Annotated in this window: 26 protein-coding genes; 10 read left to right on the top strand and 16 right to left on the bottom strand. The window is 71.2% G+C overall.

From position 1 onward, the window contains the following. Positions 1–64: 64 nt before the first annotated feature. Together O7627_RS30765 and O7627_RS30770 are read left to right on the top strand one after the other, a co-directional pair. Positions 65–448 (top strand): hypothetical protein, encoded by a 384-nt coding sequence (locus O7627_RS30765; protein ID WP_278096949.1) that lies wholly within the window; start codon positions 65–67, stop codon positions 446–448. Between the two features lie 159 nt (positions 449–607). Continuing rightward, on the top strand, positions 608–1,384 hold the full coding sequence (locus tag O7627_RS30770; protein WP_278096950.1) for a GNAT family N-acetyltransferase: 777 nt from the start codon (positions 608–610) through the stop codon (positions 1,382–1,384). Positions 1,385–1,565: 181 nt separating this feature from the next. Here the strand turns inward: O7627_RS30770 and O7627_RS30775 are convergent, their stop codons facing one another. Next, positions 1,566–2,426 (bottom strand): NAD(P)H-binding protein, encoded by an 861-nt coding sequence (locus O7627_RS30775; RefSeq protein WP_278096951.1) that lies wholly within the window; start codon positions 2,424–2,426, stop codon positions 1,566–1,568. A 136-nt stretch (positions 2,427–2,562) separates the two neighbouring features. Between O7627_RS30775 and O7627_RS30780 the strand changes: the two genes are divergently transcribed. From O7627_RS30780 to O7627_RS30790, 3 genes are all read left to right on the top strand, one after another. Further along, positions 2,563–3,030, top strand: coding sequence for a helix-turn-helix domain-containing protein (locus tag O7627_RS30780; RefSeq protein WP_278096952.1), 468 nt, complete (start codon positions 2,563–2,565; stop codon positions 3,028–3,030). A gap of 74 nt (positions 3,031–3,104) precedes the next feature. Continuing rightward, positions 3,105–3,218, top strand: coding sequence for a type II toxin-antitoxin system Phd/YefM family antitoxin (locus tag O7627_RS30785; protein WP_278096953.1), 114 nt, complete (start codon positions 3,105–3,107; stop codon positions 3,216–3,218). A gap of 156 nt (positions 3,219–3,374) precedes the next feature. Then, positions 3,375–3,692: a type II toxin-antitoxin system RelE/ParE family toxin gene (locus tag O7627_RS30790; RefSeq protein WP_278096954.1), complete on the top strand. Its 318-nt coding sequence runs from the start codon at positions 3,375–3,377 to the stop codon at positions 3,690–3,692. 76 nt (positions 3,693–3,768) lie between these two features. On the opposite strand, the gene O7627_RS30795 is transcribed toward O7627_RS30790, so the two are convergent. Both O7627_RS30795 and O7627_RS30800 read right to left on the bottom strand, forming a co-directional pair. Beyond that, positions 3,769–3,999 (bottom strand): winged helix-turn-helix domain-containing protein, encoded by a 231-nt coding sequence (locus O7627_RS30795; protein WP_278096955.1) that lies wholly within the window; start codon positions 3,997–3,999, stop codon positions 3,769–3,771. A 360-nt stretch (positions 4,000–4,359) separates the two neighbouring features. Continuing rightward, entirely contained in the window at positions 4,360–4,590 is a 231-nt protein-coding gene (locus tag O7627_RS30800) for a winged helix-turn-helix domain-containing protein (RefSeq protein ID WP_278096956.1), read from the bottom strand. A 629-nt stretch (positions 4,591–5,219) separates the two neighbouring features. On the opposite strand from O7627_RS30800, the gene O7627_RS30805 reads away from it, so the two are divergent. Next, positions 5,220–5,468, top strand: coding sequence for a hypothetical protein (locus tag O7627_RS30805; RefSeq protein ID WP_278096957.1), 249 nt, complete (start codon positions 5,220–5,222; stop codon positions 5,466–5,468). 150 nt (positions 5,469–5,618) lie between these two features. Here the strand turns inward: O7627_RS30805 and O7627_RS30810 are convergent, their stop codons facing one another. The 5 genes from O7627_RS30810 to O7627_RS30825 all read right to left on the bottom strand — a co-directional run bounded on the left by O7627_RS30810 (position 5,619) and on the right by O7627_RS30825 (position 9,307). Next, positions 5,619–5,951: a DUF1416 domain-containing protein gene (locus O7627_RS30810; protein ID WP_278096958.1), complete on the bottom strand. Its 333-nt coding sequence runs from the start codon at positions 5,949–5,951 to the stop codon at positions 5,619–5,621. Next, complete coding sequence (locus O7627_RS30815) at positions 5,948–6,796, bottom strand: sulfurtransferase (protein ID WP_278096959.1); 849 nt, start codon at positions 6,794–6,796, stop codon at positions 5,948–5,950. Before O7627_RS30815 ends, O7627_RS30810 begins: the two co-directional genes overlap by 4 nt. 193 nt (positions 6,797–6,989) lie before the next feature. Then, positions 6,990–7,067 (bottom strand): Ms5788A family Cys-rich leader peptide, encoded by a 78-nt coding sequence (locus tag O7627_RS37240; protein ID WP_311202345.1) that lies wholly within the window; start codon positions 7,065–7,067, stop codon positions 6,990–6,992. An 86-nt stretch (positions 7,068–7,153) separates the two neighbouring features. Continuing rightward, complete coding sequence (locus O7627_RS30820; protein ID WP_278096960.1) at positions 7,154–7,957, bottom strand: DUF2993 domain-containing protein; 804 nt, start codon at positions 7,955–7,957, stop codon at positions 7,154–7,156. A 114-nt stretch (positions 7,958–8,071) separates the two neighbouring features. After that, the gene (locus O7627_RS30825; protein ID WP_278096961.1) at positions 8,072–9,307 is read right to left on the bottom strand and encodes a hypothetical protein; all 1,236 of its coding nucleotides are present in this window, start codon (positions 9,305–9,307) and stop codon (positions 8,072–8,074) included. A 331-nt stretch (positions 9,308–9,638) separates the two neighbouring features. Between O7627_RS30825 and O7627_RS30830 the strand changes: the two genes are divergently transcribed. The 3 genes from O7627_RS30830 to mshD all read left to right on the top strand — a co-directional run bounded on the left by O7627_RS30830 (position 9,639) and on the right by mshD (position 12,503). Then, positions 9,639–10,352 (top strand): response regulator transcription factor, encoded by a 714-nt coding sequence (locus O7627_RS30830; protein ID WP_278096962.1) that lies wholly within the window; start codon positions 9,639–9,641, stop codon positions 10,350–10,352. Between the two features lie 220 nt (positions 10,353–10,572). Next, entirely contained in the window at positions 10,573–11,571 is a 999-nt protein-coding gene (locus tag O7627_RS30835; protein ID WP_278096963.1) for a polysaccharide deacetylase family protein, read from the top strand. Then, positions 11,568–12,503, top strand: coding sequence for a mycothiol synthase (gene mshD / locus O7627_RS30840; protein ID WP_278096964.1), 936 nt, complete (start codon positions 11,568–11,570; stop codon positions 12,501–12,503). Before O7627_RS30835 ends, mshD begins: the two co-directional genes overlap by 4 nt. A gap of 16 nt (positions 12,504–12,519) precedes the next feature. On the opposite strand, the gene pstB is transcribed toward mshD, so the two are convergent. From pstB to O7627_RS30870, 6 genes are all read right to left on the bottom strand, one after another. Further along, positions 12,520–13,299 (bottom strand): phosphate ABC transporter ATP-binding protein PstB, encoded by a 780-nt coding sequence (gene pstB / locus O7627_RS30845; protein ID WP_278096965.1) that lies wholly within the window; start codon positions 13,297–13,299, stop codon positions 12,520–12,522. 20 nt (positions 13,300–13,319) lie between these two features. Then, positions 13,320–14,396 (bottom strand): phosphate ABC transporter permease PstA, encoded by a 1,077-nt coding sequence (gene pstA, locus O7627_RS30850; protein ID WP_278096966.1) that lies wholly within the window; start codon positions 14,394–14,396, stop codon positions 13,320–13,322. Beyond that, on the bottom strand, positions 14,393–15,373 hold the full coding sequence (gene pstC / locus O7627_RS30855; protein ID WP_278096967.1) for a phosphate ABC transporter permease subunit PstC: 981 nt from the start codon (positions 15,371–15,373) through the stop codon (positions 14,393–14,395). Before pstC ends, pstA begins: the two co-directional genes overlap by 4 nt. Before the next feature lie 117 nt (positions 15,374–15,490). After that, the gene (gene pstS, locus O7627_RS30860) at positions 15,491–16,582 is read right to left on the bottom strand and encodes a phosphate ABC transporter substrate-binding protein PstS (protein ID WP_278096968.1); all 1,092 of its coding nucleotides are present in this window, start codon (positions 16,580–16,582) and stop codon (positions 15,491–15,493) included. Positions 16,583–16,886: 304 nt separating this feature from the next. Next, complete coding sequence (locus O7627_RS30865; RefSeq protein WP_278096969.1) at positions 16,887–17,351, bottom strand: hypothetical protein; 465 nt, start codon at positions 17,349–17,351, stop codon at positions 16,887–16,889. A gap of 210 nt (positions 17,352–17,561) precedes the next feature. Continuing rightward, positions 17,562–18,416: an NUDIX hydrolase gene (locus O7627_RS30870; protein ID WP_278096970.1), complete on the bottom strand. Its 855-nt coding sequence runs from the start codon at positions 18,414–18,416 to the stop codon at positions 17,562–17,564. Positions 18,417–18,509: 93 nt separating this feature from the next. Here O7627_RS30870 and O7627_RS30875 point away from each other — a divergent pair, with 93 nt between their 5' ends. Continuing rightward, on the top strand, positions 18,510–19,478 hold the full coding sequence (locus O7627_RS30875) for a Gfo/Idh/MocA family oxidoreductase (RefSeq protein ID WP_278096971.1): 969 nt from the start codon (positions 18,510–18,512) through the stop codon (positions 19,476–19,478). Positions 19,479–19,485: 7 nt separating this feature from the next. On the opposite strand, the gene O7627_RS30880 is transcribed toward O7627_RS30875, so the two are convergent. Further along, positions 19,486–20,487, bottom strand: coding sequence for an inorganic phosphate transporter (locus tag O7627_RS30880; RefSeq protein WP_278096972.1), 1,002 nt, complete (start codon positions 20,485–20,487; stop codon positions 19,486–19,488). A 5-nt stretch (positions 20,488–20,492) separates the two neighbouring features. Then, entirely contained in the window at positions 20,493–21,119 is a 627-nt protein-coding gene (locus O7627_RS30885) for a DUF47 family protein (RefSeq protein WP_278096973.1), read from the bottom strand. Positions 21,120–21,133: the final 14 nt, after the last annotated feature.

The raw sequence follows: 21,133 nt of genomic DNA on the forward strand, positions 1-21,133 counted from the left end.
CGGATTCGGTCCGGCCCCGCGGGCTTTTCCGGAGGTTGGGCTCTCCACGGCCGCGCTGATCCTGGTGCCGACCCTGGGACCGCTGCTCGCCGGCACCGAGGAGGGCGCCGAGGCGTACGACACCGAGATCACGCCGCCCGACTACGCGTTCGCGATCTGGGGGCCGATCTTCGCGGCCAGCGCCGCCAACGCGATCCAGCAGGCGATCCCGGCCAACCGGGTCGCGGCCACCAACCGGCGCAGCGGCTGGTGGCTGGCGGGGGCGTACTCGGCCAACGCGGCCTGGTCGCTCGCCGCCCAGTCCGGGCGGTTCCGCTGGACCCCCTACCTCCTGCCGGTGGCCACCGGCCTCGCCGCCCAGGCGTACCGCCGCCAGCAGGCCGAGCAGCCGGCCGACGCGCAGCGGATCACCCCGGTCGCGCCGCCGGCGCCGCGTCCGCCCTGCTGATCGCCACGACCACGGCGGTACGGCAACTCGGGTCGTCCCGACTGCCACGCTGACCGGTCGCCGGACCGGGCCAGCAGTGGCCCGGTTGCCGGACCAGGGCGGCAACGGCCAAGCTGCCGGGCCGGTCTGGATGGTGCCGGGCTGTGCGAGCATGGCCCGGTGTCGCCGCCGCGTACTGTCCACGACCGGGCCGAGTTGGCCGGGTTGCTGGGGCGCGATCCCGCCCTGCACGCGTACCAGCTCGGGGATCTGGACGACTTCTTCTGGCCGTACACGTCGTGGTTTCGCGACGGCGACTCGGTGGCGCTGGTGTACCACGGCGGCGGGTCGCCGATCCTGCTCGCCTTCGAGCCGCCCGAGCGGCGGGACCGGCTGATCGGGCTGTTGACCGGGCTGGCCCCGTTGCTGCCCCGGCGCCTCTACGCCCACCTGTCGCCCGGTGCCGAAGCGGCCCTGACCGGGCAGTTCGCGGCCGAGTCACACGGCCCGCACCGGAAGCTGGCGCTCACCGAGCCGGCCCGGCTGCCGCTGGTCGAGCCGGCCGGCGAACCGCTCACCACCGCCGACCTGCCGGAGCTTGAGAGGCTCTACCGACTGTCCTACCCGGACAACTCGTTCGACCCCCGGATGCTGGCGACCGGTCACTACCTGGGGCTGCGGCGGGCCGGCGAGCTGGTCGCGGTGGCCGGCGTACACGTATGGTCGGCGCGGTACCGGGTGAGCGCGTTGGGCAATGTGACCACCCATCCGGAGCTGCGCGGCCAGGGCATCGGTACGGCGCTGGTGGCGGGCGTCTGCCGCCGGCTGCTGCGAACCGTCGACCACATCACCCTCAACGTGCGGGCCGACAACACCCCGGCGCTGGCCCTCTACGCCCGGCTCGGCTTCACCCCGGTCGCCGAGTACACCGAGCTGACCCTGACCGCCACCGCCTGACCCCGGTCCGGGGCCGCTGCCAGCGGCCCGGCCATTCTGCTCGGCCGACCGACGGCTGCTCGGCCGACCGGATGGCTGCTCGGCCGACCGGATGGCTGCCAGCTGGCCAGCCGACGGCTACTCCCGCCAACGACGGCTGTTGACCGGCCCGCCCAGCCGCCGTTCGGTCGGCCGCCGGCTGTCAGTCGGTCTTCAGGGCGGCGCCGACGGCGGCGGTGAGCGAGGTGGCCGGGCGGCCGATGAGGGCGGTCAGGTCGCCGCTGTCGGTGACCAGTTCGCCGCGGGCGATGCCCAGGTCGCAGTCGGCGAGCGTCTGCGCGACCGCCGCCGGCAGCCCGGCTTCGACGAGCGTCTTGGCGTACGCGTCGGCGGGCAGATCCTGGTACGCCAACGTCCGGCCGCTCTGCGCCGCCACCTCGGCGACCAGTTCGGCGAGGCTGAACGGGGTGTCGCCGGCCAGCTCGTAGGCGACGCCGGTCGGACCGTCGCCGAGCAGCACGGCGGCCGCCGCGTCGGCGTAGTCGGCCCGGGTGGCGCCGGCCAGCCGGCCGTCACCGGCGGCTCCGAGCAGCACCCCGTGCTCGAAGACCGGCCCGAGGTTGTCGGTGTAGTTCTCGATGTACCACCCGTTGCGCAGGAAGACGTACGGAATGCCGGAGTCGCGGATCAGCTTCTCGGTGACGCGGTGCTCGGCGGCGAGCTCCATCGCGGTGGTGTCGGCGTTGAGGATGCTGGTGTACGCGAGGAACGGGACCCCGGCGGCCACCGCCGCCGCCACCACGTTGGCGTGCTGCGCGACCCGCCGCCCCACCTCGCTGCCGGAGATGAAGAGCAGCCGGTCGGCGCCGACGAAGGCCGGGGCGAGCGTCTCCGGCCGGTCGTAGTCCGCCTCGCGCACCTGCACCCCGGCTGCGGCAAGATCGGCGGCCTTGCCCGGGTCGCGTACCGCGGCGACGATCTCCCCGGCCGGCACACCCCGGTCCAGCAACGACCGCACGACAAGTCGGCCAAGATGACCGGTAGCTGCGGTAACAGTGATCATCTGCTAACTCCCCTGAGTTCTTTCGCGGACCCCATGACCCGCACCCCAGCCAGCATGCACTAACTTTTCGAAAGTACAATCCTGATGTGAGCGCCGTCATCTGGAAAGCACTTGCCGAGAGGGCTATGGTGGCGTGGTGAGCAGTGCGACCGACGTCGACTTCGAACACGCCGCTGGCAACCACGCCGCCGCGGTTGGCCCCACAGCTGCGAACGGCCCCGCCGGCGCGAGCGATCCGTCGGACGAACTGGTCAGCGATGTGTTCGCCCGCGCCTGCCCGTCCCGTCGCACGCTGGAGAACGTGGCCGGCAAGTGGGGAATCCTGGCTCTGGTCGCCCTCGCCGAGGGCACCTACCGGTTCAACGCGCTACGCCGACGGGTCGACGGGGTCAGCGAGAAGATGCTCTCCCAGACCCTGCACGCACTGGAACGCGACGGCCTGGTCAGCCGCGCCGTGCAGGCCACCATCCCGCCGCACGTCGAGTACAGCCTCACCCCAGCCGGCCTGCGAGTCGCCACCAAGCTCCGCGAGCTGATCGACCTCGTCGAGGCCGAGATGCCCACAATCCTCACCGCCCAGACCAACTACGACGCCAACCGCTAGTTCCCGGGGTCCGGTCGGGACATCCCTTCTGCGATTCGTAGACGCGACTTCTCGGCAGACTAGAATTCTGGTCTATGACAGCGCTGCCGCTGTCCGAAGCGAAGGCCAGACTTTCTGAGGTGGCCGAAGAGGTCGACCGCACCCACGACCGCGTCCACATCACGCGTAATGGCCGCGAATATGTCTGATCTCCGCCGAGGACCTTGAGTCACTGGAAGCCACGATCGAACTGCTCTCCGACCCCGCCGCCCTTACCCGGATTCGGGAGGCCGAAGCGGCGCTCGCCAGGGGCGAGAGCACCAGCGCCGAGGAGATGGCTCACCTGATGGCGCAACGGCGGGCTCGTGAACAGGCCGCCTGAGGAGCAGAACCCGGCCGGCGAGTCGAACTGGCCCGAGCACTACACGGTGATCCTGGCCCCCGGCGCGAGGCGCGCCCTGACCGACGGGCTCCCTTCGGGTGCCGCCTTCGCCGGGTGGGAATTCATCAACGGACCACTCCGTCGAAAGCCGCATCGGGTGGGTGCTCGACTGAACGCCCCGTTCGACGGCCTCTGGCACGCCAGGCGAGGCGAGTACCGCGTCCGATATCACATCGACGAGAAGCGGCGCGAGATCCACGTCCTCGACGTCGCCCACCGTCGTGACACCTATCGCCGCTGACCCGGGTCCGGAGAATAATCTTGGTAGCGGATGGCCCCCGGAGGGGCCGAAAACTATCAAGATCGCTGATTGGCGGTTATGCGGTGGTGCGGTAGGTCACGTAGCGGCCATGGGCGGGGTGGGCGGAGATGAGTTCGCGGTGGTGTAGCAGCTCCAGTGCCCTGCTCACCGTGCCGAGGCTGACGTAGTAGGTGTTGGCGAGCTGACTCGCGGAGGGCAGCCTGGTGCCCGGCGGCAGCTCACCGCTCTTGATCTGTTCGGTGTAGTCGTCGACGATCTGCCGGAACGACGGCCTTGTTGTGGACATCAGAGCCTCCAGTCGGCGCAGCCCATCGATGATGCCGCACCTACTAGAGCAACTACAACAACCGCCCCACCTCCCGGTCACTTCCGCCGCCGACGTCCCCCACCCATAAGCCGCAGATCGACCATCCACCCGGCCGCCCACACCCCGATCCCTTGATGATCTGAGCGCTACTGCTGTTAAAACCCGCCGGTAACAGCAGTAGCGCTCAGATCATCACCACTCCCCCACGACAACGCCTACACCGTCGTGTGTGTCGAGTCCACGATCGAGTCGCGCTGAACAATTCAGATGGGTGCGCTGATCACGACTGGCTGCGCCACGAGCGAGGTGGCACCGATCGAGCGACGACTTCGCCCCGACCTACTCGCCGGAGTGATCCGCGACGAAGGTGCCTCGCCCGGGGTGTCCGATGATCAGGTCGCGTTCGTGCAGCAGGGAAAGCGCACGGTAGGCGGTGCCCATGCTCACGTTGTAGGACCCGGCGATCTCGCGGGTCGAGGGAAGCTTGGCGCCAGGAGCGAGCTCCCCACTCTTGATCTGCTCGGTGATGTCGGCGGCGATGCGCCGGAATGGCGGTTGCGCTGTGGACATTGAGGTGTCTCCGGTCGGTTCGGCACCTCAGATCATGCCCTACCTACTGTAGCTACTGCAATAGCTCGGGAAACTCAGCTAACTTGAGGGCTAGACCTTGCCTAGCTACTAAGGTAGGTTGACGACTGGCACGCTCCGGCGGTTCGGCAAATCTGCTGGTGGCGGCGCCGCAGCCGGGGCGGATCGCGTTTGACGGGTACCCGTCCCGGCACCGCAGGTGTGCTCCGTGGCCGTACCGCCGATCAGGGCTGCGGTCGCAGGGCCGGGCGGCCCGGTCCCGTCTCCCCCTATCCGAGGATCGGGCCGCCCATCCACCATCGCCGACAGGAAGGGTGATGCACCGTGCGCAGACTCCTCCGCCGCCTCGTCAACAGAGTCCGGTCCCGACCCCGGACCGGCCACTCACCACCCCGGCGCCCGCACAACTCCGGCGGCCACTGGACCCGGTCATGACCGGCGACTCCGCAGCAGCGGCAACCACCGGCACCGGCCCAGCCGACAGCAGCCCGACGGACACCGGCCCATCCAGAAACGCCTTAACCGGCGGCGCCGCAACCGGCGGCGCCCCAACCGGCGGCGCCCCAACCGGCGGCGCCCCAACCGGCGGCGGACGGTACGTCATTCATCTCATGGTGACCAGCGCTGATCTGGCGGCGGCGCGACAGCTTGCCATTGAGCTGACCCGGTCGCTGCGATTCGCGCCCGAGCTGTCCCGCACCGAGACGACGGTCTCCGCGGAGTGCGACCAACTCGTACAGCATCGGGTTTTCTGCGACCGGTTGCTCGACGCCGGCCGGCGCTGCCTCCTGGCGGCCGACCACCCCGCCGCCTGCCTGGCGGAAAGCCCCCGCCAACGCATCTCCCGCCACTCCATCTGACTGAACCCACAAGTGTTGAGACGCTGCGTTGCCACTGGGACGACAACGCAGCGTCTCAACACCACAAGGTCGACGGGGATTCGGCGTGAAAGGAGGCGCCGCCCGGGCCAGTTGTGGCCCGGGCGGCGACGACGTGATGCGGGAGACGGGTCAGGCGACGGTTACCGGGACCTCGTTGATGCCGCGGTTGGCGGTGACCTTGGCGTCTCCGTTGCCGGAGCGGGAGAGGGCGCGCAGCGTCCACGAACCCGGTGCGGCGAAGAAGCGGAACTGGCCGGCCGGTGAGGTGACCACCTCGGCGGTGAACTCGCCGGTCGAGTCGAGCAGCCGGACGTAGGCGCCGCCGACCGGGGCGCCGGTGCCGTCGCTGACCACGCCGGTGATCACGGTTTCCTTTTCCAGGTCCAGCCCGGCGGGCAGCGGCGCGGCCTGGTCGGGCGCGGCGCAGCCGTCGGCGGTAACGGGAGCGGTCATCGCGGTCACGCCTCCCCGGGCTCGTCGCCGAGCGCCACCGGCACGCCGACCAGCGAGCCGTACTCGGTCCACGAGCCGTCGTAGTTCTTCACGTTCTGGTGGCCGAGCAGCTCCTTGAGCACGAACCAGGTGTGCGACGAGCGCTCGCCGATCCGGCAGTAGGCGATGGTGTCCTTGTCGCCGTCCAGGCCGGCGTCGCCGTAGATGGCGCGCAGCTCGTCGTCGGACTTGAAGGTGCCGTCCTCGTTCGCCGCCTTCGACCACGGCACGCTGATCGCGGTCGGGATGTGGCCGCCGCGCTGCGCCTGCTCCTGCGGCAGGTGCGCCGGGGCGAGCAGCCGGCCGGCGTACTCGTCGGGCGAGCGGACGTCGACCAGGTTCTTGGTGCCGATCGCCGCCACCGCCTCGTCGCGGAACGCCCGGATGGTCAGGTCCGGGTCGCTGGCCACGTAGCTGGTCTCCGGCCGGGAAACCACGTCCTTGGTGAGCGGGCGGGCGTCCAGCTCCCACTTCTTGCGGCCGCCGTCGAGCAGCTTCACGTCGCGGTGGCCGTAGAGCTTGAAGTACCAGTACGCGTACGCGGCGAACCAGTTGTTGTTGCCGCCGTACAGGATGACGGTGTCGTCGTTGCCGATCCCGCGGGACGAGAGCAGCGCCTCGAACTGGGCCTTGTTCACGAAGTCCCGGCGTACCGGGTCCTGCAGGTCGGTCTTCCAGTTCAGCTTGATCGCACCGGCGATGTGGCCGCCTTCGTAGGCGGTGGTGTCCTCGTCGACCTCGACGAAGACGACGCCGGGCGCGTCGAGGTTCTTCTCGGCCCAGTCGGCCGAAACGAGTGCGGTGTCGCGACTCATCAGATCACTCCCTGGTAGCTGCCCACCGGCCGGGATTCGTGGCCGGCGGCATGGACGTTGGTCAGTGAGTCGGCGTGGAGATCGGAAGTTCGGTCGCACCACGCCGGACCCATAGGACGGATCACGGGTTCCGTGCGACGGCGCCGCTGCCGGGCGTGCGATCAGAGGGTACGCAGGAGAAGCAGCCCCGCCGTCAGATGACGGGGCGACACAGGCAGGTGGCCACGCGGCACAGGTCGACCGCGCGCCGTTTGGTGAGGAGCGTCCCCATGGGGTGGGAGCTTACCAGCGATTTCGCCGGCCCCTACAGAGTCGGACGTCACGTTCCCGGATGGTGGTCGGCACCCACCGCAGCGGTCAGGCGACCGAATTGAGCGGCACGTCCCGGGCGGTGGCGGTGACCGCCAGCCCCTGCGGCAGGGTCTGTACGTCGCGAACCTGCAGCGCGAAGGGCATCTCGGGCACCGGCAGCTCGACGGAGATCTGCTGGGCGTACGCGTTTATCGCCTGCCGGGCCACCTGGTTGTCCGGCAGCCCCTCGGCCGACAGGTCGTCGAAGCCGAGGAAGACCCGGCCCTCGTCGTCCACGGTCAGCTCGGCGGCGCCGTTGATGGTGAACTCCTGGCCGAGCACGGTCAGCGGCGCGCTCACCCGCAGCCGGCCCTGCTCCTCGCGCAGCGTCAGGCCGGGCTGGTTGATGAAGTCGGCCACCGTGTCGTAGGAGATGGTGCCGGTGCCCTCGACGGTCTCGGCGATCACCTCCCCCTCGCCGGTGCGCAGGGTGTCGATCGAGGCGAGCACGTTGCGGGCGTCGACGGTCAGCTCGGGCACCCGCAGCGACCGGCCCTGCACCGGGCCCCGCAGGTCACGGACGAGAATCGAGATCGACTCGTACCGGCCGGCGACGACCTGGGTGAGGAACGGGAAGCCGCCGACCGTCACCTCCGGCGGGGAGGACTCGATCTCCTGCTTGGCGACCTCCTGGCGGATCTGGTCGGCGATCGCCCGCTCGGCGAAGCTGGCCGCCACCCGGTCGGCCACCACCAGCAGACCGGCCAGCACCACCAGCAGCACGATGAAGGTGATCAACACCTTCCGGCCGCGCCGGCGCCGCGGCCGGTCCCGGTGGGTCTCGTCGTACGCCGAGTAGCTGTCTGCCACGCCGCCTCCTGCCGCTGTCCGCGCTGCCGGTCGGCCTCCGCCGCCGGTCGCGTCGGTGCAGTACCCGATTCGCCGGATTCCCAATCGGCTTTACGTGCCGGGACGGGCAGCGGATCAGATCAGCAGCACACTCATCCCGTACGCCACCGGCGCGGCCAGCGCGAAGCCGCCGAGTGGGCCCTGCATGTGCCGGGCGATCCACATGGTCGGCGCCTCGCCGGCCATCTGTCGGCCGGCCTCGATGTAGCCGACGGCCAGGTCCGCCAGCACCGCCGCGGAGCCGGCCACCAGCCCGACCACCGCGCCGCTGGTCGGGGTGAATCCGACCAGGTAGATGCCGATGATCCCGCCGGTCAGCGTGCCGCACATCGCGCCGATCACCACGCCGAGGGCGCCACGCGGCACCTGCGGGGCGGGCCGGGGCCAGGGCAGCACGGCGTCGGTGAGGCGGGCCACGGCGAGTGCCACCGCGGTCGCGGTGAGGCAGACGAAGATCGCCTGGGTGCCGAGCAGCCGCCGGCTGAGCACGATGAGCGTGGCGAACGCCACCACGCCGAGAATGATGAAGAGGGTCGCCCCGAGCGATTCGGTGACCCGGGCCCGGTCCTGCGCCCGCACCAGCTGACCGAGGACGCCGACCAGGAACCCGCCGGCGGCCACGTAACCCAGCGGCGCCAGGGCCGCCAGGTCGGGCAGCACCGCCGCCGCGTTCGCGCCCGCCGCCACCACGGTGGAGACCCCGGCGACCAGGAGCAGTGCCGGTGGGCGCAGCGCCAGCGTCCAGGCCAGTACGAAGAGCAGCTGGACCCCGAGCACCACCAGCGCGAACGGCAGCCGGGCACCGGGCGCCGAGGTCTGCGCGCCGAAGACCAGGCCGACGCCGATCAGCAGCGCGAAGCCGGCGACGATAAGCGACGGCAGCCGCCGGACCGGCACCGGACCGGCCGAGATTTCACCGTCCGGGTCGTCTGACAGGTCGTCCGGGAGCGCCGGGTCCGGCGCCGGCTCGTCGTCGTCCGGCCGGCCCGCCCGAGCGCCCCCCGGTCCGGGTGCGCCGGGGTAGCCGTCGCGATCCGGGCCGGGTCTGCCGGGATAGCCGTCGCGATCCGGGCCGGGGCCACCCGGGTAGCCGTCCGGGCCGGGTGGGTAGCCGCGGCCCGGGCCGGGTTGCGGGACGACCGCCGCCCCACCCCGGGCCGGGCCGGCCGGGGGCATGGGTCCGCGGGTCTGCCCGGGTGGCGGCACAGCGCCGCGGGGCGGGTGCCCGGGCCGGCCGGTCCGGCCCGGGCCGGCCGGATTGCCGTCGGCCCAGGCGTCGCGACCGGTCTCGGGTGGGGTCGAGGGGTACACGCCCCGATCGTGCCAGATCCCGAGCCGGAACGGCCGTCCCGCGCCGCTGTCATCGCGACGCGTCAACGCCGGGTCGCGCTTCGCAACGGCGTCGAGGCAGGTCGTGGCCGGGGCGCACCGCGGCCACGCGGCCGGGGATCGCGTTATGTCCTAGGCCACAAATGATCAGACAACCGTCTGAGTGTTTCGGGCGGGAAATCGGTTAGGCTCAGGCCTTAACCACCCGTCAGTGCAGCCGGGAAGACGCCAGTCCCAGCGGCAAACCCGGTCATCACCGTAACGCCGCTGACCACCGCGCGGCCTGTTGATGCCGCCGGGACGGAGGTGATGTGTGGAGATCCTGCTGCTGGTGACCGCGCGTGCAGGCGAACCATCCGCCGTGCTGCCCGCGCTCGACCTGCTCCCCCACTCGGTGCGTACCGCGCCCCGCGATGTCCGCACCCTGGTGTCCGGCCCGAGCCCGGACGCCGTACTTGTCGATGCCCGCTCCGAGCTGAGCGAGGCCCGGGCGACCTGCCGCATGCTGCACGCCACTGGTCTGGGGGTGCCGCTGGTCGCGGTGGTGACCGAGGCGGGCCTGATCGCGCTGAACGCCGACTGGGGCGTTGACGACGTGATCCTGGCCAGCGCCGGTCCGGCCGAGGTCGAGGCGCGGCTGCGGCTCGCGGTCGGCCGGCTCAGCAACGCCGCCGCCGGTGCCGGCGGCTGCATCCGGGCCGGGGAGCTGAGCATCGACCCGGACACCTACGCCGCCAAGTTGAAGGGGCGGCCGCTCGATCTGACGTACAAGGAGTTCGAGCTGTTGAAGTTCCTCGCCCAGCACCCGGGTCGGGTCTTCACCCGGGACCAGTTGCTCCGCGAGGTCTGGGGTTACGACTACTTCGGTGGCACCCGGACGGTCGACGTGCACGTGCGGCGGCTGCGCGCCAAGCTCGGCTCGGAGTACGAGTCGATGATCGGCACCGTCCGCCAGGTGGGCTACAAGTTCGTCGTGCCGCCGTCGCGGTCGCTGCCTGACTCCGAGCCGGTGCCGATGCCCGTCTAGATCCCCGTACCGCCGCTTCGATCGAACGCCATCCGGCCGGTGCCGGGTGGCGTTCTGTCGTTCCCGGTGAGGTCGGTCGGCGATGGAGCAAAACCCTATTTAGCCGGCTGATGGTACGTATCCTGGCGCTGAGGGACCTGCCGGGAGGGGGCGCGGTGCGACCGCCAGACATCGGGATCGACAGGCGCCGACGGCACCGGACCCCCGGCCGGGCAAGTCGATGACCGCCTCCCCCAGCACCCGTACCCTCGCCGTCATCGCCGCCGTCGCCGTCGCCAGCCTGGCCGCCATCTACCTGCTCGGCCGGGCGGTGGGCGGCCCGACCGGACCGAGCCTGCTGACCGGCGTACCGGCCGCCACCCCCTCGGCCGCCGACGAACCCGCCGGGCCGCACGACGTCGCCGGCCCGACAACCCCCACCGGTACGCCGACCGCGAGCAGTCCGGCAGCCGCACCGACGCTCGACCCGCACGCCGAGGCCGAGCAGCCCCGACTGCCGGCCGAGCCCGGCGGCGGACCGTACGGGAGCCGCCGGACCACCGGATCGCCGGCCGTGGCGCTCACCTTCGACGACGGCCCGGACCCGAACTACACCCCGCAGGCGCTGGCCATGCTCCGCAGCTACCGGGTACAGGCGACGTTCTGCCTGGTCGGCGCGAACGTCGCCAAGTACCCCCACCTGGTACGGGCGATCGCCGCCGACGGGCACACCCTGTGCAACCATTCCTGGTCGCACGATCTGGCGCTGGGCAGCCGGTCCCGCTCGGTGATCGTGGCCGACCTGGTACGCACCAACGAGGCGCTGCGGGCCGCCGTGCCCGGCGCCCGGATCGCCTACTTCCGGCAGCCCGGCGGGAACTGGACGGCGTCGGTGGTGACGGTGGCCGCACAGCTCGGCATGACGTCGCTGCACTGGACGGTGGACCCGCAGGACTGGCGCCGGCCCGGGGTGAGCAGCATCGCCACGGCCGTCACCAGCTCGACCGTGCCCGGCGCGATCGTGCTGCTGCACGACGCGGGCGGCAACCGGCAGGGCACCGTCTCGGCGTTGCGCTCCATCCTGCCCAACCTCACCCGCCGGTTCGCGCTCACCGCGCTGCCCACCGGAGGCGGTGTCACCGCCGGCAGCGGCGCCGGGGCCGGACCGGCCCAGGCCCTTCCCGGGCCGGGGCCGACCCCCCGATCGGCCGCTCGGCTGCCGGCTACCGTGGCAGGGTGACCACCGCCGCATCCGCGCCCCGCCCGCCGGTCGATCAGGCCGAACGGCTGACGTCGACCGAGATCCGCGACGTGCTCGCCCTGACCACCGCCGCGGACACCGCCGACGGCACCGTCCCGTTCTCCGAACACGTCCGGCTGCGGATCCGGCACGGCGGTGACCAGCCGGTCATCCATCTGCTGGTCCGGGACGGCACCGCCGGCGTGCTCGGGTACGCGCACCTGGAACCGGCCGCCGCCGGTCAGCCGGCCACCGGGGAACTGGTCGTCCACCCGGCGCGGCGGCGGCGGGGCCTGGGACGGGCACTGCTGACGGCCGCGACCGCGGCGTCCGGCGGAGCGTTGCGCATGTGGGCCCACGGCGACCACCCGTCCGCCGCCGCCCTCGCCCTCGACCTGGGATTCACCCGGAACCGGGTGCTGTGGCAGATGCGCCGCGACCTGGGCCCGGCGCTGCCCGAGCCGCGCCTGCCGGCCGGGGTACGGCTGCGCGCCTTCCGGCCCGGTCAGGACGAGCAGGCCTGGCTCGCGGTCAACGGTCGGGCGTTCGCCAGCCATCCCGAGCAGGGTCGGTGGACGGCCGCCGACCTGGCCGACCGGCTCGCCGAACCGTGGTTCGACCCGGCCGGCTTCCTGCTCGCCGTCGAGGAGGGCACGGACCGGCTGGTCGGCTTCCACTGGACCAAGGTCCACCCACCGGCGCCCGGCGGCCGGACCCCGGTGGGCGAGGTGTACGTCGTCGGGGTGGACGCCGACGCGCGGGGCGGCGGCCTGGGCTCCGCGCTCACCGTCGCCGGGCTGCGGCACCTGCGCGAGCAGGGACTGCGGACGGTGACCCTCTACGTGGACGAGTCGAACACCGCCGCGACGGCCCTCTACCGGCGGCTCGGCTTCGCCCCGTGGACCGTCGACGTCAACTACGAGCGGAGCTGACCCCGCCGGGCCGGGCTCAGCCGAAGCGTCCGGTGATGTAGTCCTCGGTGGCCTTGACCTGCGGGTTGCTGAAGATCCGCTGGGTCTTGTCCATCTCGATGAGCTGGCCCGGCTTGCCGGTGCCGGCGATGTTGAAGAAGCCGGTGCGGTCGCTGACCCGGGCCGCCTGCTGCATGTTGTGGGTCACGATCACGATCGTGAACCGCTCCTTGAGCTCGTGCATCAGGTCCTCGATCGCCACCGTCGAGATCGGGTCCAGCGCCGAACACGGCTCGTCCATCAGCAGCACGTCGGGCTTGACGGCGATCGCCCGGGCGATGCAGAGCCGCTGCTGCTGACCGCCCGACAGGCTCGATCCCGGCCGGTTGAGCCGGTCCTTTACCTCCTCCCAGAGGTTGGCGCCGCGCAGCGTGCTCTCGACCAGCTCGTCCAGGGCCGGCTTGCGCATCCGGCCGCTGTTGAGCTTCACCCCGGCCGCGACGTTGTCGTAGATCGACATGGTCGGGAACGGGTTGGGGCGCTGGAAGACCATGCCGACGTGCCGGCGTACGGCGACCGGGTCGACGTCGTCGCCGTACAGGTCCTGCCCGTCCATGGCCACCTTGCCCTCGACCCGCCCGCCGGGCACGACCTCGTGCATCCGGTTCAGCGACCGCAGGAAGGTCGACTTACCGCAACCCGAGGGCCCGATCAGGGCCGTGATCGAGGCCGGCTCGATCGTCATGGTGACGTTCTCCACGGCCTTGAAGGAGCCGTAGAAGATGTCGAGGTCGGAAACCTCGATGCGCTTGGCCACGATGGTCCGTCCTTTCCGGGTCAGCGATTGGTCTTGATGGTGAAGTAGTGGGAGATGGCCCGGGCGATCAGGTTCAGACCCATCACGATGATGAAGAGCGTGAGCGCCGCGGCCCAGGCCCGGTCGACGCCGAACTCGGGTTGGGCGCCCGGAATGCTGTAGGAGTAGTACGTGAAGATCGGCAGGGAGGACATCCGGCCGTCGAAGAGGTCGCTGTTGACCCGGGTGGTGCTGCCGGCGATGATCAGCAGCGGTGCCGTCTCGCCGATGACCCGGGCGATGGCGATCGTCACGCCGGTGGCGATGCCGGCCGCCGCGGTACGGAGCACCACCTTGATGACGGTCCGCCACTTCGGCACGCCGAGTGCGTACGACGCCTCGCGCAGCTCGTTCGGGACCAGCTTCAGCATCTCCTCGACCGACCGGACCACGACCGGGATCATCAGGACGGAGAGCGCTACCGCGCCGCCGATCCCGAACCGGATGCTCGGCCCGAAGAAGATCGCGAAGAGCGCGAAGGCGAACAGGCCGGCGACGATCGACGGGATGCCGGTCATCACGTCGACGAGCAGGGTGACCGACCGAGCCAGCCGGCCCTTGCCGTACTCGACCAGGTAGACCGCGCACATCACGCCGATCGGCACCGAGATGACGGTGGCCGCACCGGTGATCAGCAGGGTGCCGACGATGGCGTGCAGGGCGCCTCCACCCGGACCCAGCACGCCCCTCATGTCGCTGGTGAGGAACTCGCCGTCCAGCCGGCCGATGCCGTTGGACGCCACCGTGAAGAGCAACGACAGCAGTGGCAGGATCGCCAGGCTGAAGGCGATGGAGACCACCACCGTGACGAACCGGTCCTTGGCCCGGCGAGCCCCCTCGACCCGCCAGGAGAGCAGCGGCAGCGCGAGGACGATCAGCAGTACGGCGCACACCACGGCCATCGGCACCGCGACGCCGGCCAGCCAGGCGACGAGGCCGACCGCGACGGCGCCGGCGACGACGGCGGGCACCGCCCACCTGGGCAGGATGCCCCGGGTCATCCCGGTGTCGAGGACCGGCTGCGGGGGCGAGTCGGTGGGGGTGGCCGTCGTGGTCATGCGTTCGCTCCCGAGAAGTCACGCCGACGGTTGACGATGGCCCGAGCCGCGTAGTTGACCAAGAAGGTCAGCGCGAAGAGCACCAGGCCGGACGCGATGAGCGCGTTCACGGCGAGGCCGCTCGACTCGGGGAAGTCCAAGGCGATGTTGGCGGCGATGGTGTTGCTGTTGACCGAACCGATCAGGTTCGTCGAGATCACGTCTGCCGGGGAGAGCACCATGGCAACCGCCAGGGTCTCGCCGAGTGCCCGGCCGAGGCCGAGCATGCTGCCGCTGACGATGCCGGAGCGGCCGAACGGCAGGACCGTCATCCGGATCATCTCCCACCGGGTGGCGCCCAGGGCGAGTGACGCCTCCTCCTGCAACCGGGGCGTCTGCAGGAAGACCTCCCGGTTCACGGCGGTCATGATCGGCAGGATCATCACCGCCAGCACCAGGCCGGCGGTGAGCATGGTCCGGCCGGTGGCCGAGGTGGGTCCGGCGAACAGCGGGATGAAGCCGAGGTTCTCCTCCAGCCAGCGGTAGGCCGGGACGAGCTGCGGGGCGAGGAAGTAGATGCCCCAGAGGCCGTAGACCACGCTGGGCACCGCGGCCAGCAGGTCGACCAGGTAGCCCAGCGCGGCCGCGACCCGGCGGGGGGCGTAGTGCGAGATGAACAGCGCGATCCCGACCGACAGCGGCAGGGCGACCACCAGTGCGATGACGGCGGCCAGGACGGTGCCGAAGAGCAGCGGCCCGACGAAGGAGATGAAGCCCTCGCCCCCGGGCAGGTCGGCCCCGTCGGCGGTCAGCGCCGGGAATCCCTCGTAGAGCAGGAAGGCCGCGACCGCGGCCAGGGTGACGAGAATGAGGATCCCCGACCCGATCGCGGTGCCGGAGAAGATCCGATCGCCGAGGCGTCGGGTGGAGCCGGTCCAGCCCGGTTCCTCCTCGCCGCCCGTCGGGGTTCCACCCATGGCGGTGGCGGGCGTTGTCACGGTTTGCGCCTCCTCAGGCCGGTGCGGTGACGGGTGTTGCGACGCCGGGAGCGGGACCGGTCGACCGTCGAACGGTCGACCGGGCCCGCGTCCGGAGCTTCCCGCGGTCGGCGCGGATCAGGCCGCGCTGATCGCCTCGATGGCGGTCTTGGCCTGGGTGCGCAGTTCCTCGGAGATCGGCGCCGAACCGGCGTTCTCCGCTGCCGCGTTCTGGCCCTCGGGGCTGACCAGGTAGTTCATGAACGCCTTGACCAGTTCGGCGGTCTCCGCGCTGTCGTAGTTGACGCAGGCGAGCTGGTAGGAGACCAGCACGATCGGGTAGACGCCCGCCTCCTTGGTGTCGCGGGGCAGGTCGATGGCGTAGCTGAACTCCGGCCGGCCCGACACCTTCTCGGCGGCGTCGACCACGGCCGCGGCCGCCTCGGCCGAGTACTCGACGAAGCTCTCGCCGACCTGGACGGCCGCGACCCCGAGCTCACCGGCCTGGGAGGCGTCGAGGTAGCCGATGGTGCCCTCGCCACCGCGCAGCGCGGCGGCCACGCCCTGGGTCTGCGCGGCTGCCTCACCGCCGGACGCCGGCCAGTCACCGGAGACCTCGTAGGTCCAGTCCTGCGGCGCCGCCTTGGACAGGTAGTCGACGAAGTTCTCGGTGGTGCCGGACTCGTCCGACCGGTGCACCGGCGTGATGGCCAGGTCCGGGAGCTGCGCGTCGGGGTTGAGTTCGGCGATCGCCGGGTCGTTCCACTTCGTGATCTTGGAGTCGAAGATCCGCGCCATCACCGAGGGCGACAGGTTGAGCTTCTCGACGCCCGGCAGGTTGTAGGCGACGGCGATCGGGCTGATGTAGCCCGGGAACTCGATGAAGCCCCGCTCGCCGCAGGTGGCCTCGGCTGCGGCGATCTCCTCCTCGTCGAGGTAGGCGTCGGAGCCGGCGAACTGCACGCCGCCGCTGGTGAACTGCTCGCGGCCGCCGCCGGAGCCGATCGGGTCGTAGGTCACGGTGGCGTCCGGCGCCACGGACGAGAATCCGGCGATCCAGGCCGCCATGGCGGCGCCCTGGGAGGAGGCTCCGGCACCGGCGAGGTCTCCGCTGACCTCGGTGGACGTCTCCGAACCGGTGTCCTCGCCGTCGCCACCGCAGGCGGCCACGCCGAGGGAAAGCAGCACGGCGACCGGCAGGGCGGCCAACCGAAGGGATCTGCGGTTCACAGTGATATTGCCTCTCTGAGGTCGGGGTGGCGATCCGGCCCGGGTCACAGGCTGAAGCGATTCGCCGTCTCGAACGCGGTGGACGCTACGAGCCGTTGCTAAACGGTCGGGCGGTGCATGGTGAACACCAGGTGAACCAAACCTGTAGGTCAATCGTTCGGCCCCCACATCGCCAACGGGCGGTGAGAAACGTCCCCTGGCAGGGGAATTGCACCCCGCGGCCGGGACGGTGCCGGCATCGGCGACCGGACGGTCCGGCAGCTGGCGGACATCCGCCGGTCATGGGGCCGCAACCCCCCGGCCACTACTCGGCTGCCGACTCCCGAACCTGCCGCCAGCGCCGCGCCTGCTCGGCTCCGACGCTGTAGTAGACCCCGGCGGACCGGCCCGGGACCGGCTTGCTGACCCGATCCAGCGGCAGCCCGAGCATCGGGTAGTCGTGGTACGCCTTGACGATCCGGGTGAGGCCGCCGAGCGCGCCGATCACCTTGTCCACCGGGCTGTCCAGTTCGGCGGCGATGTCGCCGACCAACAGCCGTTCGCCCGGACGGGCCGAGAGCAGGTCGAGGATCGCGGAGACCGTCTCGTGGGTCCGGGATCGGCCCTCGGCGAACCGGCGCAACTCCTCCACCGGCCATTCCTTGCCGTGCCGTACGACGGTGGGTCGGATCCGCCTCGCGGGCGGGTCGAGCGGGCGGGGCCGCTTGTCGAGCTCCTCGATCAGCCGGGCGATGTGATCGACGTACTCGGCCGGCACGGCCAGGGGCACGAGTTCGCCCCCCCGCGCCGGGGCCCTCCCGGTCGGCGGCATTCCTGGCAGTGCACTCATCTACCCCGTCCGATGGCAGTTGGCCGTCCGATAGCTGCAGGGTCGCGACCGACAGGGTGACGCGGTGTGGTCGGGCCGTGCGGTCGCAGGCGCCAAAGTATCACCGCCCGGTAACGCAAGATCATCTATCGGGGTGGCGCGGACGGCCGATCAGCCGACCACGAACCGGAACGAACCGTCCGGAGCCTCCTCAAGCCGGGGGGTGACCGGCGTCGTGACCTCGCGGTCCGCCGAGACGGCCGGCAACCCGGCCAGGTCGGCGCAGGCTGCCACCTCGGTCAGGGTCACGGCCGTCGGCGGCAGCATGGCCAGCTCACCGGCCTCGGCCCGGGCCAGCGCCTCGGCCGGCGGAATCCACATCGTGTGGTCGGCCTCCCCGGAAACGTCCCGGGGCCGCTGCCCCGCCGGCAACAGGGCGACGAAGAAGTACGTGTCGAAGCGGCGCGGTTCGAACTCCGGAGTGAGCCACCGGCTCCACGGCAGCAGCAGGTCGGACCGGAGCGCGAGCCGCCGGCCCCGGAGCAGTTCGGCGAAGCCGAGTTCGCGGGCGACAAGCGCCGCCCGGGCCGCCTCCCAGTCGTCGCCGCTGACGTCCCCGACGACCGTGCCCGGTTCCGGACCGGCCAGCAGCACACCCGCCTCCTCGAACACCTCCCGGGCGGCCGCGCAGACCACCGCCTGGGCGGCCTCCGGCGACAGGCCGAGCCGGTCGGCCCACCAGCGCCGGTCCGGGCCGGCCCAGTCCAGGTCGGAGCCCGAGTCGGTCCGGTCGACCCCGCCGCCGGGGAAGGCGTACACCCCGCCGAACGTCATCGAGGCGGCCCGGCGCAGCAGATACCCCTCGAAGCCGGTGCCCGGCGCGGGCCGCAACAGCAGGACGGTGGCCGCCACCCGCGGCGGTACCGGTGGGCGGCCCTCGGCCCGGAACCGGCGGGCGTGCGCCAGCAGCGACCCGGGTACGGCGAACCGCAGCCCGCCGCCGGGTGCCCCGGCGTCACTCGTCATGCCGGCGAGCCTAGTCGGTGATCTTCGTCGGCCGGATCTTGTCAGGTGGACCGTGCGGCGAGCCGGTCGGGCCGCTCCGCTAGCGTGCCTCAGATGACGCGTTGGGGCATTCTGGCGACCGGACAGATCGCGAAGCAGTTCGTCACCGACCTGCGGCTGCTGCCGGACGCCGAGGTGGTCGCCGTCGGGTCCCGGTCGGCCGACGCCGCCCGGATCTTCGCCGACCGGCACGACATCCCGCGGGCGTACGGCTCCTGGCGCGAGTTGGCCGCCGACCCGGAGCTGGACGTCATCTACGTCGCCACCCCGCACTCGGCCCACCACGAGGCGACGAAGGTCTGCCTGGCGGCGGGCAAGGCGGTGCTCTGCGAGAAGCCGTTCACGCTGGACCGGGCCAGCAGCGCCGAGCTGATCGAACTCGCCCGGTCCCGGCAGACCTTCCTGATGGAGGCGATGTGGATGCGCTGCAATCCGCTCGTACTCCGGATGGTGGAGCTGATCCGAGACGGCGCGATCGGCGACCTGACCACCGTGCGCGCCGATTTCGGGGTGCCCGGGCCGTTCCCGCCCGAGAGCCGGATGCGGGCTCGCGCGCTCGGCGGCGGGGCCCTGCTGGACCTCGGGATCTACCCGATCAGCCTGGCCCACCTGCTGCTCGGCGCGCCGGACCAGGTGCGCTCCTGGGCGAAGATCAGCCCGGAGGACGTGGACGAGAACACCGGCGTGCTGCTCGGCTACGACTCGGGGGCGGTGGCGGCGCTCACCTGCGGGATCATCAGCGAGACGTCGGTGACCGCGACGGTGGCCGGGACCACCGGCCGGATCGAGCTGCCGGCGCCGTTCTTCCGCCCGGACCACCTGACGCTGCACCGGGCCGGCGCCGAGCCCGAGGTGATCCGCGCCGAGATGGTCGGCGGCGGCTACCAGTACGAGGCGGCCGAGGTGCAGCGCTGCCTGGCGGCCGGGCTCACCGAGAGCCCGCTGGTGCCGCACGCGGTGACCCTGGAGGTGATGGGTCTGCTGGACACCATCCGCGAGCAGATCGGCGTCAGCTACACCTGAGGGCGGCTCAGAAGAACGGTCGGGCGACGAAGTACATCACCGCGCCGATCGAGCCGGCCGCCGGGAAGGTGAGGATCCAGGCGCCGACGATGTTGCCGGCCACCCCCCACCGCACCGCCGACAGCCGCTTGGTCGCGCCCACCCCCATGATCGCCGAGGTGATGGTGTGGGTGGTGGAGATCGGCGCGCCCAGCACCAGCGCGTTGAAGTAGAGCACCGAGCTGGCGACGGTCTCGGCGGCGAAGCCCTCCGGCGGACCGAGGTCGATGATCTTCCGGCCAAGGGTGCGGATGATCCGCCAGCCGCCGGCGTAGGTGCCCAGCGCGAGCACCGTCGCCGAGGTCCAGAAGACCCACTCCGGGATGGTCTCGGCGCTGTCCTGGAAACCGCCGACGTAGAGGGCGAGCACCACGATGCCGATGGTCTTGGCGGCGTCCTGCATGCCGTGCCCGACCGACATCGCGGCGGCCGATACGGTCTGCGCATACCGGAACCCGCGGTTGAGCTTCGCCGGCTGTCCGTGCCGGAAGATCCACTGGACGCCCACCATGACCAGGAAGCCCAGGCCGAAGCCGACCAGCGGCGAAAGGATCATCGGCAGTACGACGTCCGAGGCGATGCCGCCCCACAGCACCGTGCCGGCGGCGGCCAGCGTCGAGCCGACCAGGCCACCGATCAGGGCGTGCGACGACGAGGAGGGCAACCCGAAGTACCAGGTGATCAGGTTCCAGGTGATCGCCCCGATCACGCCCGCGAAGACGATGCCGAGGCTGGACACCCCGGACGGCAGGTCGACCAGGCCGCTGCCGACGGTCTTGGCCACCTCGGCGCCGAAGTGCGCGCCGATGAAGTTGCCGACCGCGGCCATGGCCAGCGCCACCCGCGGCGTGAGTGCCCGGGTGGAGATGCTTGTCGCGATCGCGTTGGCGGCGTCGTGGAAGCCGTTCGTGTAGTCGAAGACCATCGCGACGGCGATCACCGCGAGGACGGCGACGAGTTCGGGACTCACGTCGGTCAGGACTCCTTGACCGCGATGGTCTCGACGGTGTTCGCCACGTGCTCGAACGCGTCGCAGGCCGCCTCCAGCTCGTCGGCGACCTCCTTCATCTTCAGCACCGTGAGCGCGTCGTACTCGCCGGAGAAGAGCCGCACCAGCAACATCCGGTACGCCTGGTCACCGTCGTTCTCCAGCCGGTTGCACTCGATCCAGTAGTCCTCGAGGTTCTTCAGCGCCCGCAGCCGGGGCATCGCCTCGGCGGTCAGCTTCGCCTGCTGGTCGAGGACGTTCACCAGTTCGTGCATCTCCCGGGGCAGCGACGGCAGCTTGGTCAGCCCGTAGAGGTAGAGCAGGTTGCCGACCGCCTCCAGGTGGTCCATCACGTCGTCGAGCTGCGAGCCGAGCCGGTAGATGTCCTCCCGGTCGAACGGCGTCACGAAGGTCGAGTTGATCTTCTTGTAGAGGTCGTGCGTGATCTGGTCGCTGTCGTGCTCGACCTCGGTGAGCCGCTCGCTCACCGACTGCACGTCGACCCCGGGCAGGGCCAGCTCGTTGAGCAACTCGGTGCCTCGGACCAGGTTCTGCGCGGCCCTGGTGAAGAGCTCGTAGAAGGCGCCCTCGGTCGGGCGGAAGGAAAACTTCACGGCAAAGGACCTCG

Source organism: Solwaraspora sp. WMMD1047, from assembly GCF_029626155.1.
Classification (GTDB): Bacteria; Actinomycetota; Actinomycetes; order Mycobacteriales; family Micromonosporaceae; genus WMMD1047.

Excerpts from the sequence above, each read along its gene's own strand:
- O7627_RS30775 (WP_278096951.1), bottom strand. The coding sequence starts at position 2,426 with ATGATCACTGTTACCGCAGCTACCGGTCATCTTGGCCGACTTGTCGTG.
- O7627_RS30785 (WP_278096953.1), top strand. The coding sequence starts at position 3,105 with ATGACAGCGCTGCCGCTGTCCGAAGCGAAGGCCAGACTTTCTGAGGTG.
- O7627_RS30795 (WP_278096955.1), bottom strand. The coding sequence starts at position 3,999 with ATGTCCACAACAAGGCCGTCGTTCCGGCAGATCGTCGACGACTACACC.
- O7627_RS30800 (WP_278096956.1), bottom strand. The coding sequence starts at position 4,590 with ATGTCCACAGCGCAACCGCCATTCCGGCGCATCGCCGCCGACATCACC.
- O7627_RS30805 (WP_278096957.1), top strand. The coding sequence starts at position 5,220 with ATGGTGACCAGCGCTGATCTGGCGGCGGCGCGACAGCTTGCCATTGAG.
- O7627_RS30815 (WP_278096959.1), bottom strand. The coding sequence starts at position 6,796 with ATGAGTCGCGACACCGCACTCGTTTCGGCCGACTGGGCCGAGAAGAAC.
- O7627_RS37240 (WP_311202345.1), bottom strand. The coding sequence starts at position 7,067 with ATGGGGACGCTCCTCACCAAACGGCGCGCGGTCGACCTGTGCCGCGTG.
- O7627_RS30835 (WP_278096963.1), top strand. The coding sequence starts at position 10,573 with ATGACCGCCTCCCCCAGCACCCGTACCCTCGCCGTCATCGCCGCCGTC.
- pstA (WP_278096966.1), bottom strand. The coding sequence starts at position 14,396 with ATGACCACGACGGCCACCCCCACCGACTCGCCCCCGCAGCCGGTCCTC.
- O7627_RS30870 (WP_278096970.1), bottom strand. The coding sequence starts at position 18,416 with ATGACGAGTGACGCCGGGGCACCCGGCGGCGGGCTGCGGTTCGCCGTA.
- O7627_RS30875 (WP_278096971.1), top strand. The coding sequence starts at position 18,510 with ATGACGCGTTGGGGCATTCTGGCGACCGGACAGATCGCGAAGCAGTTC.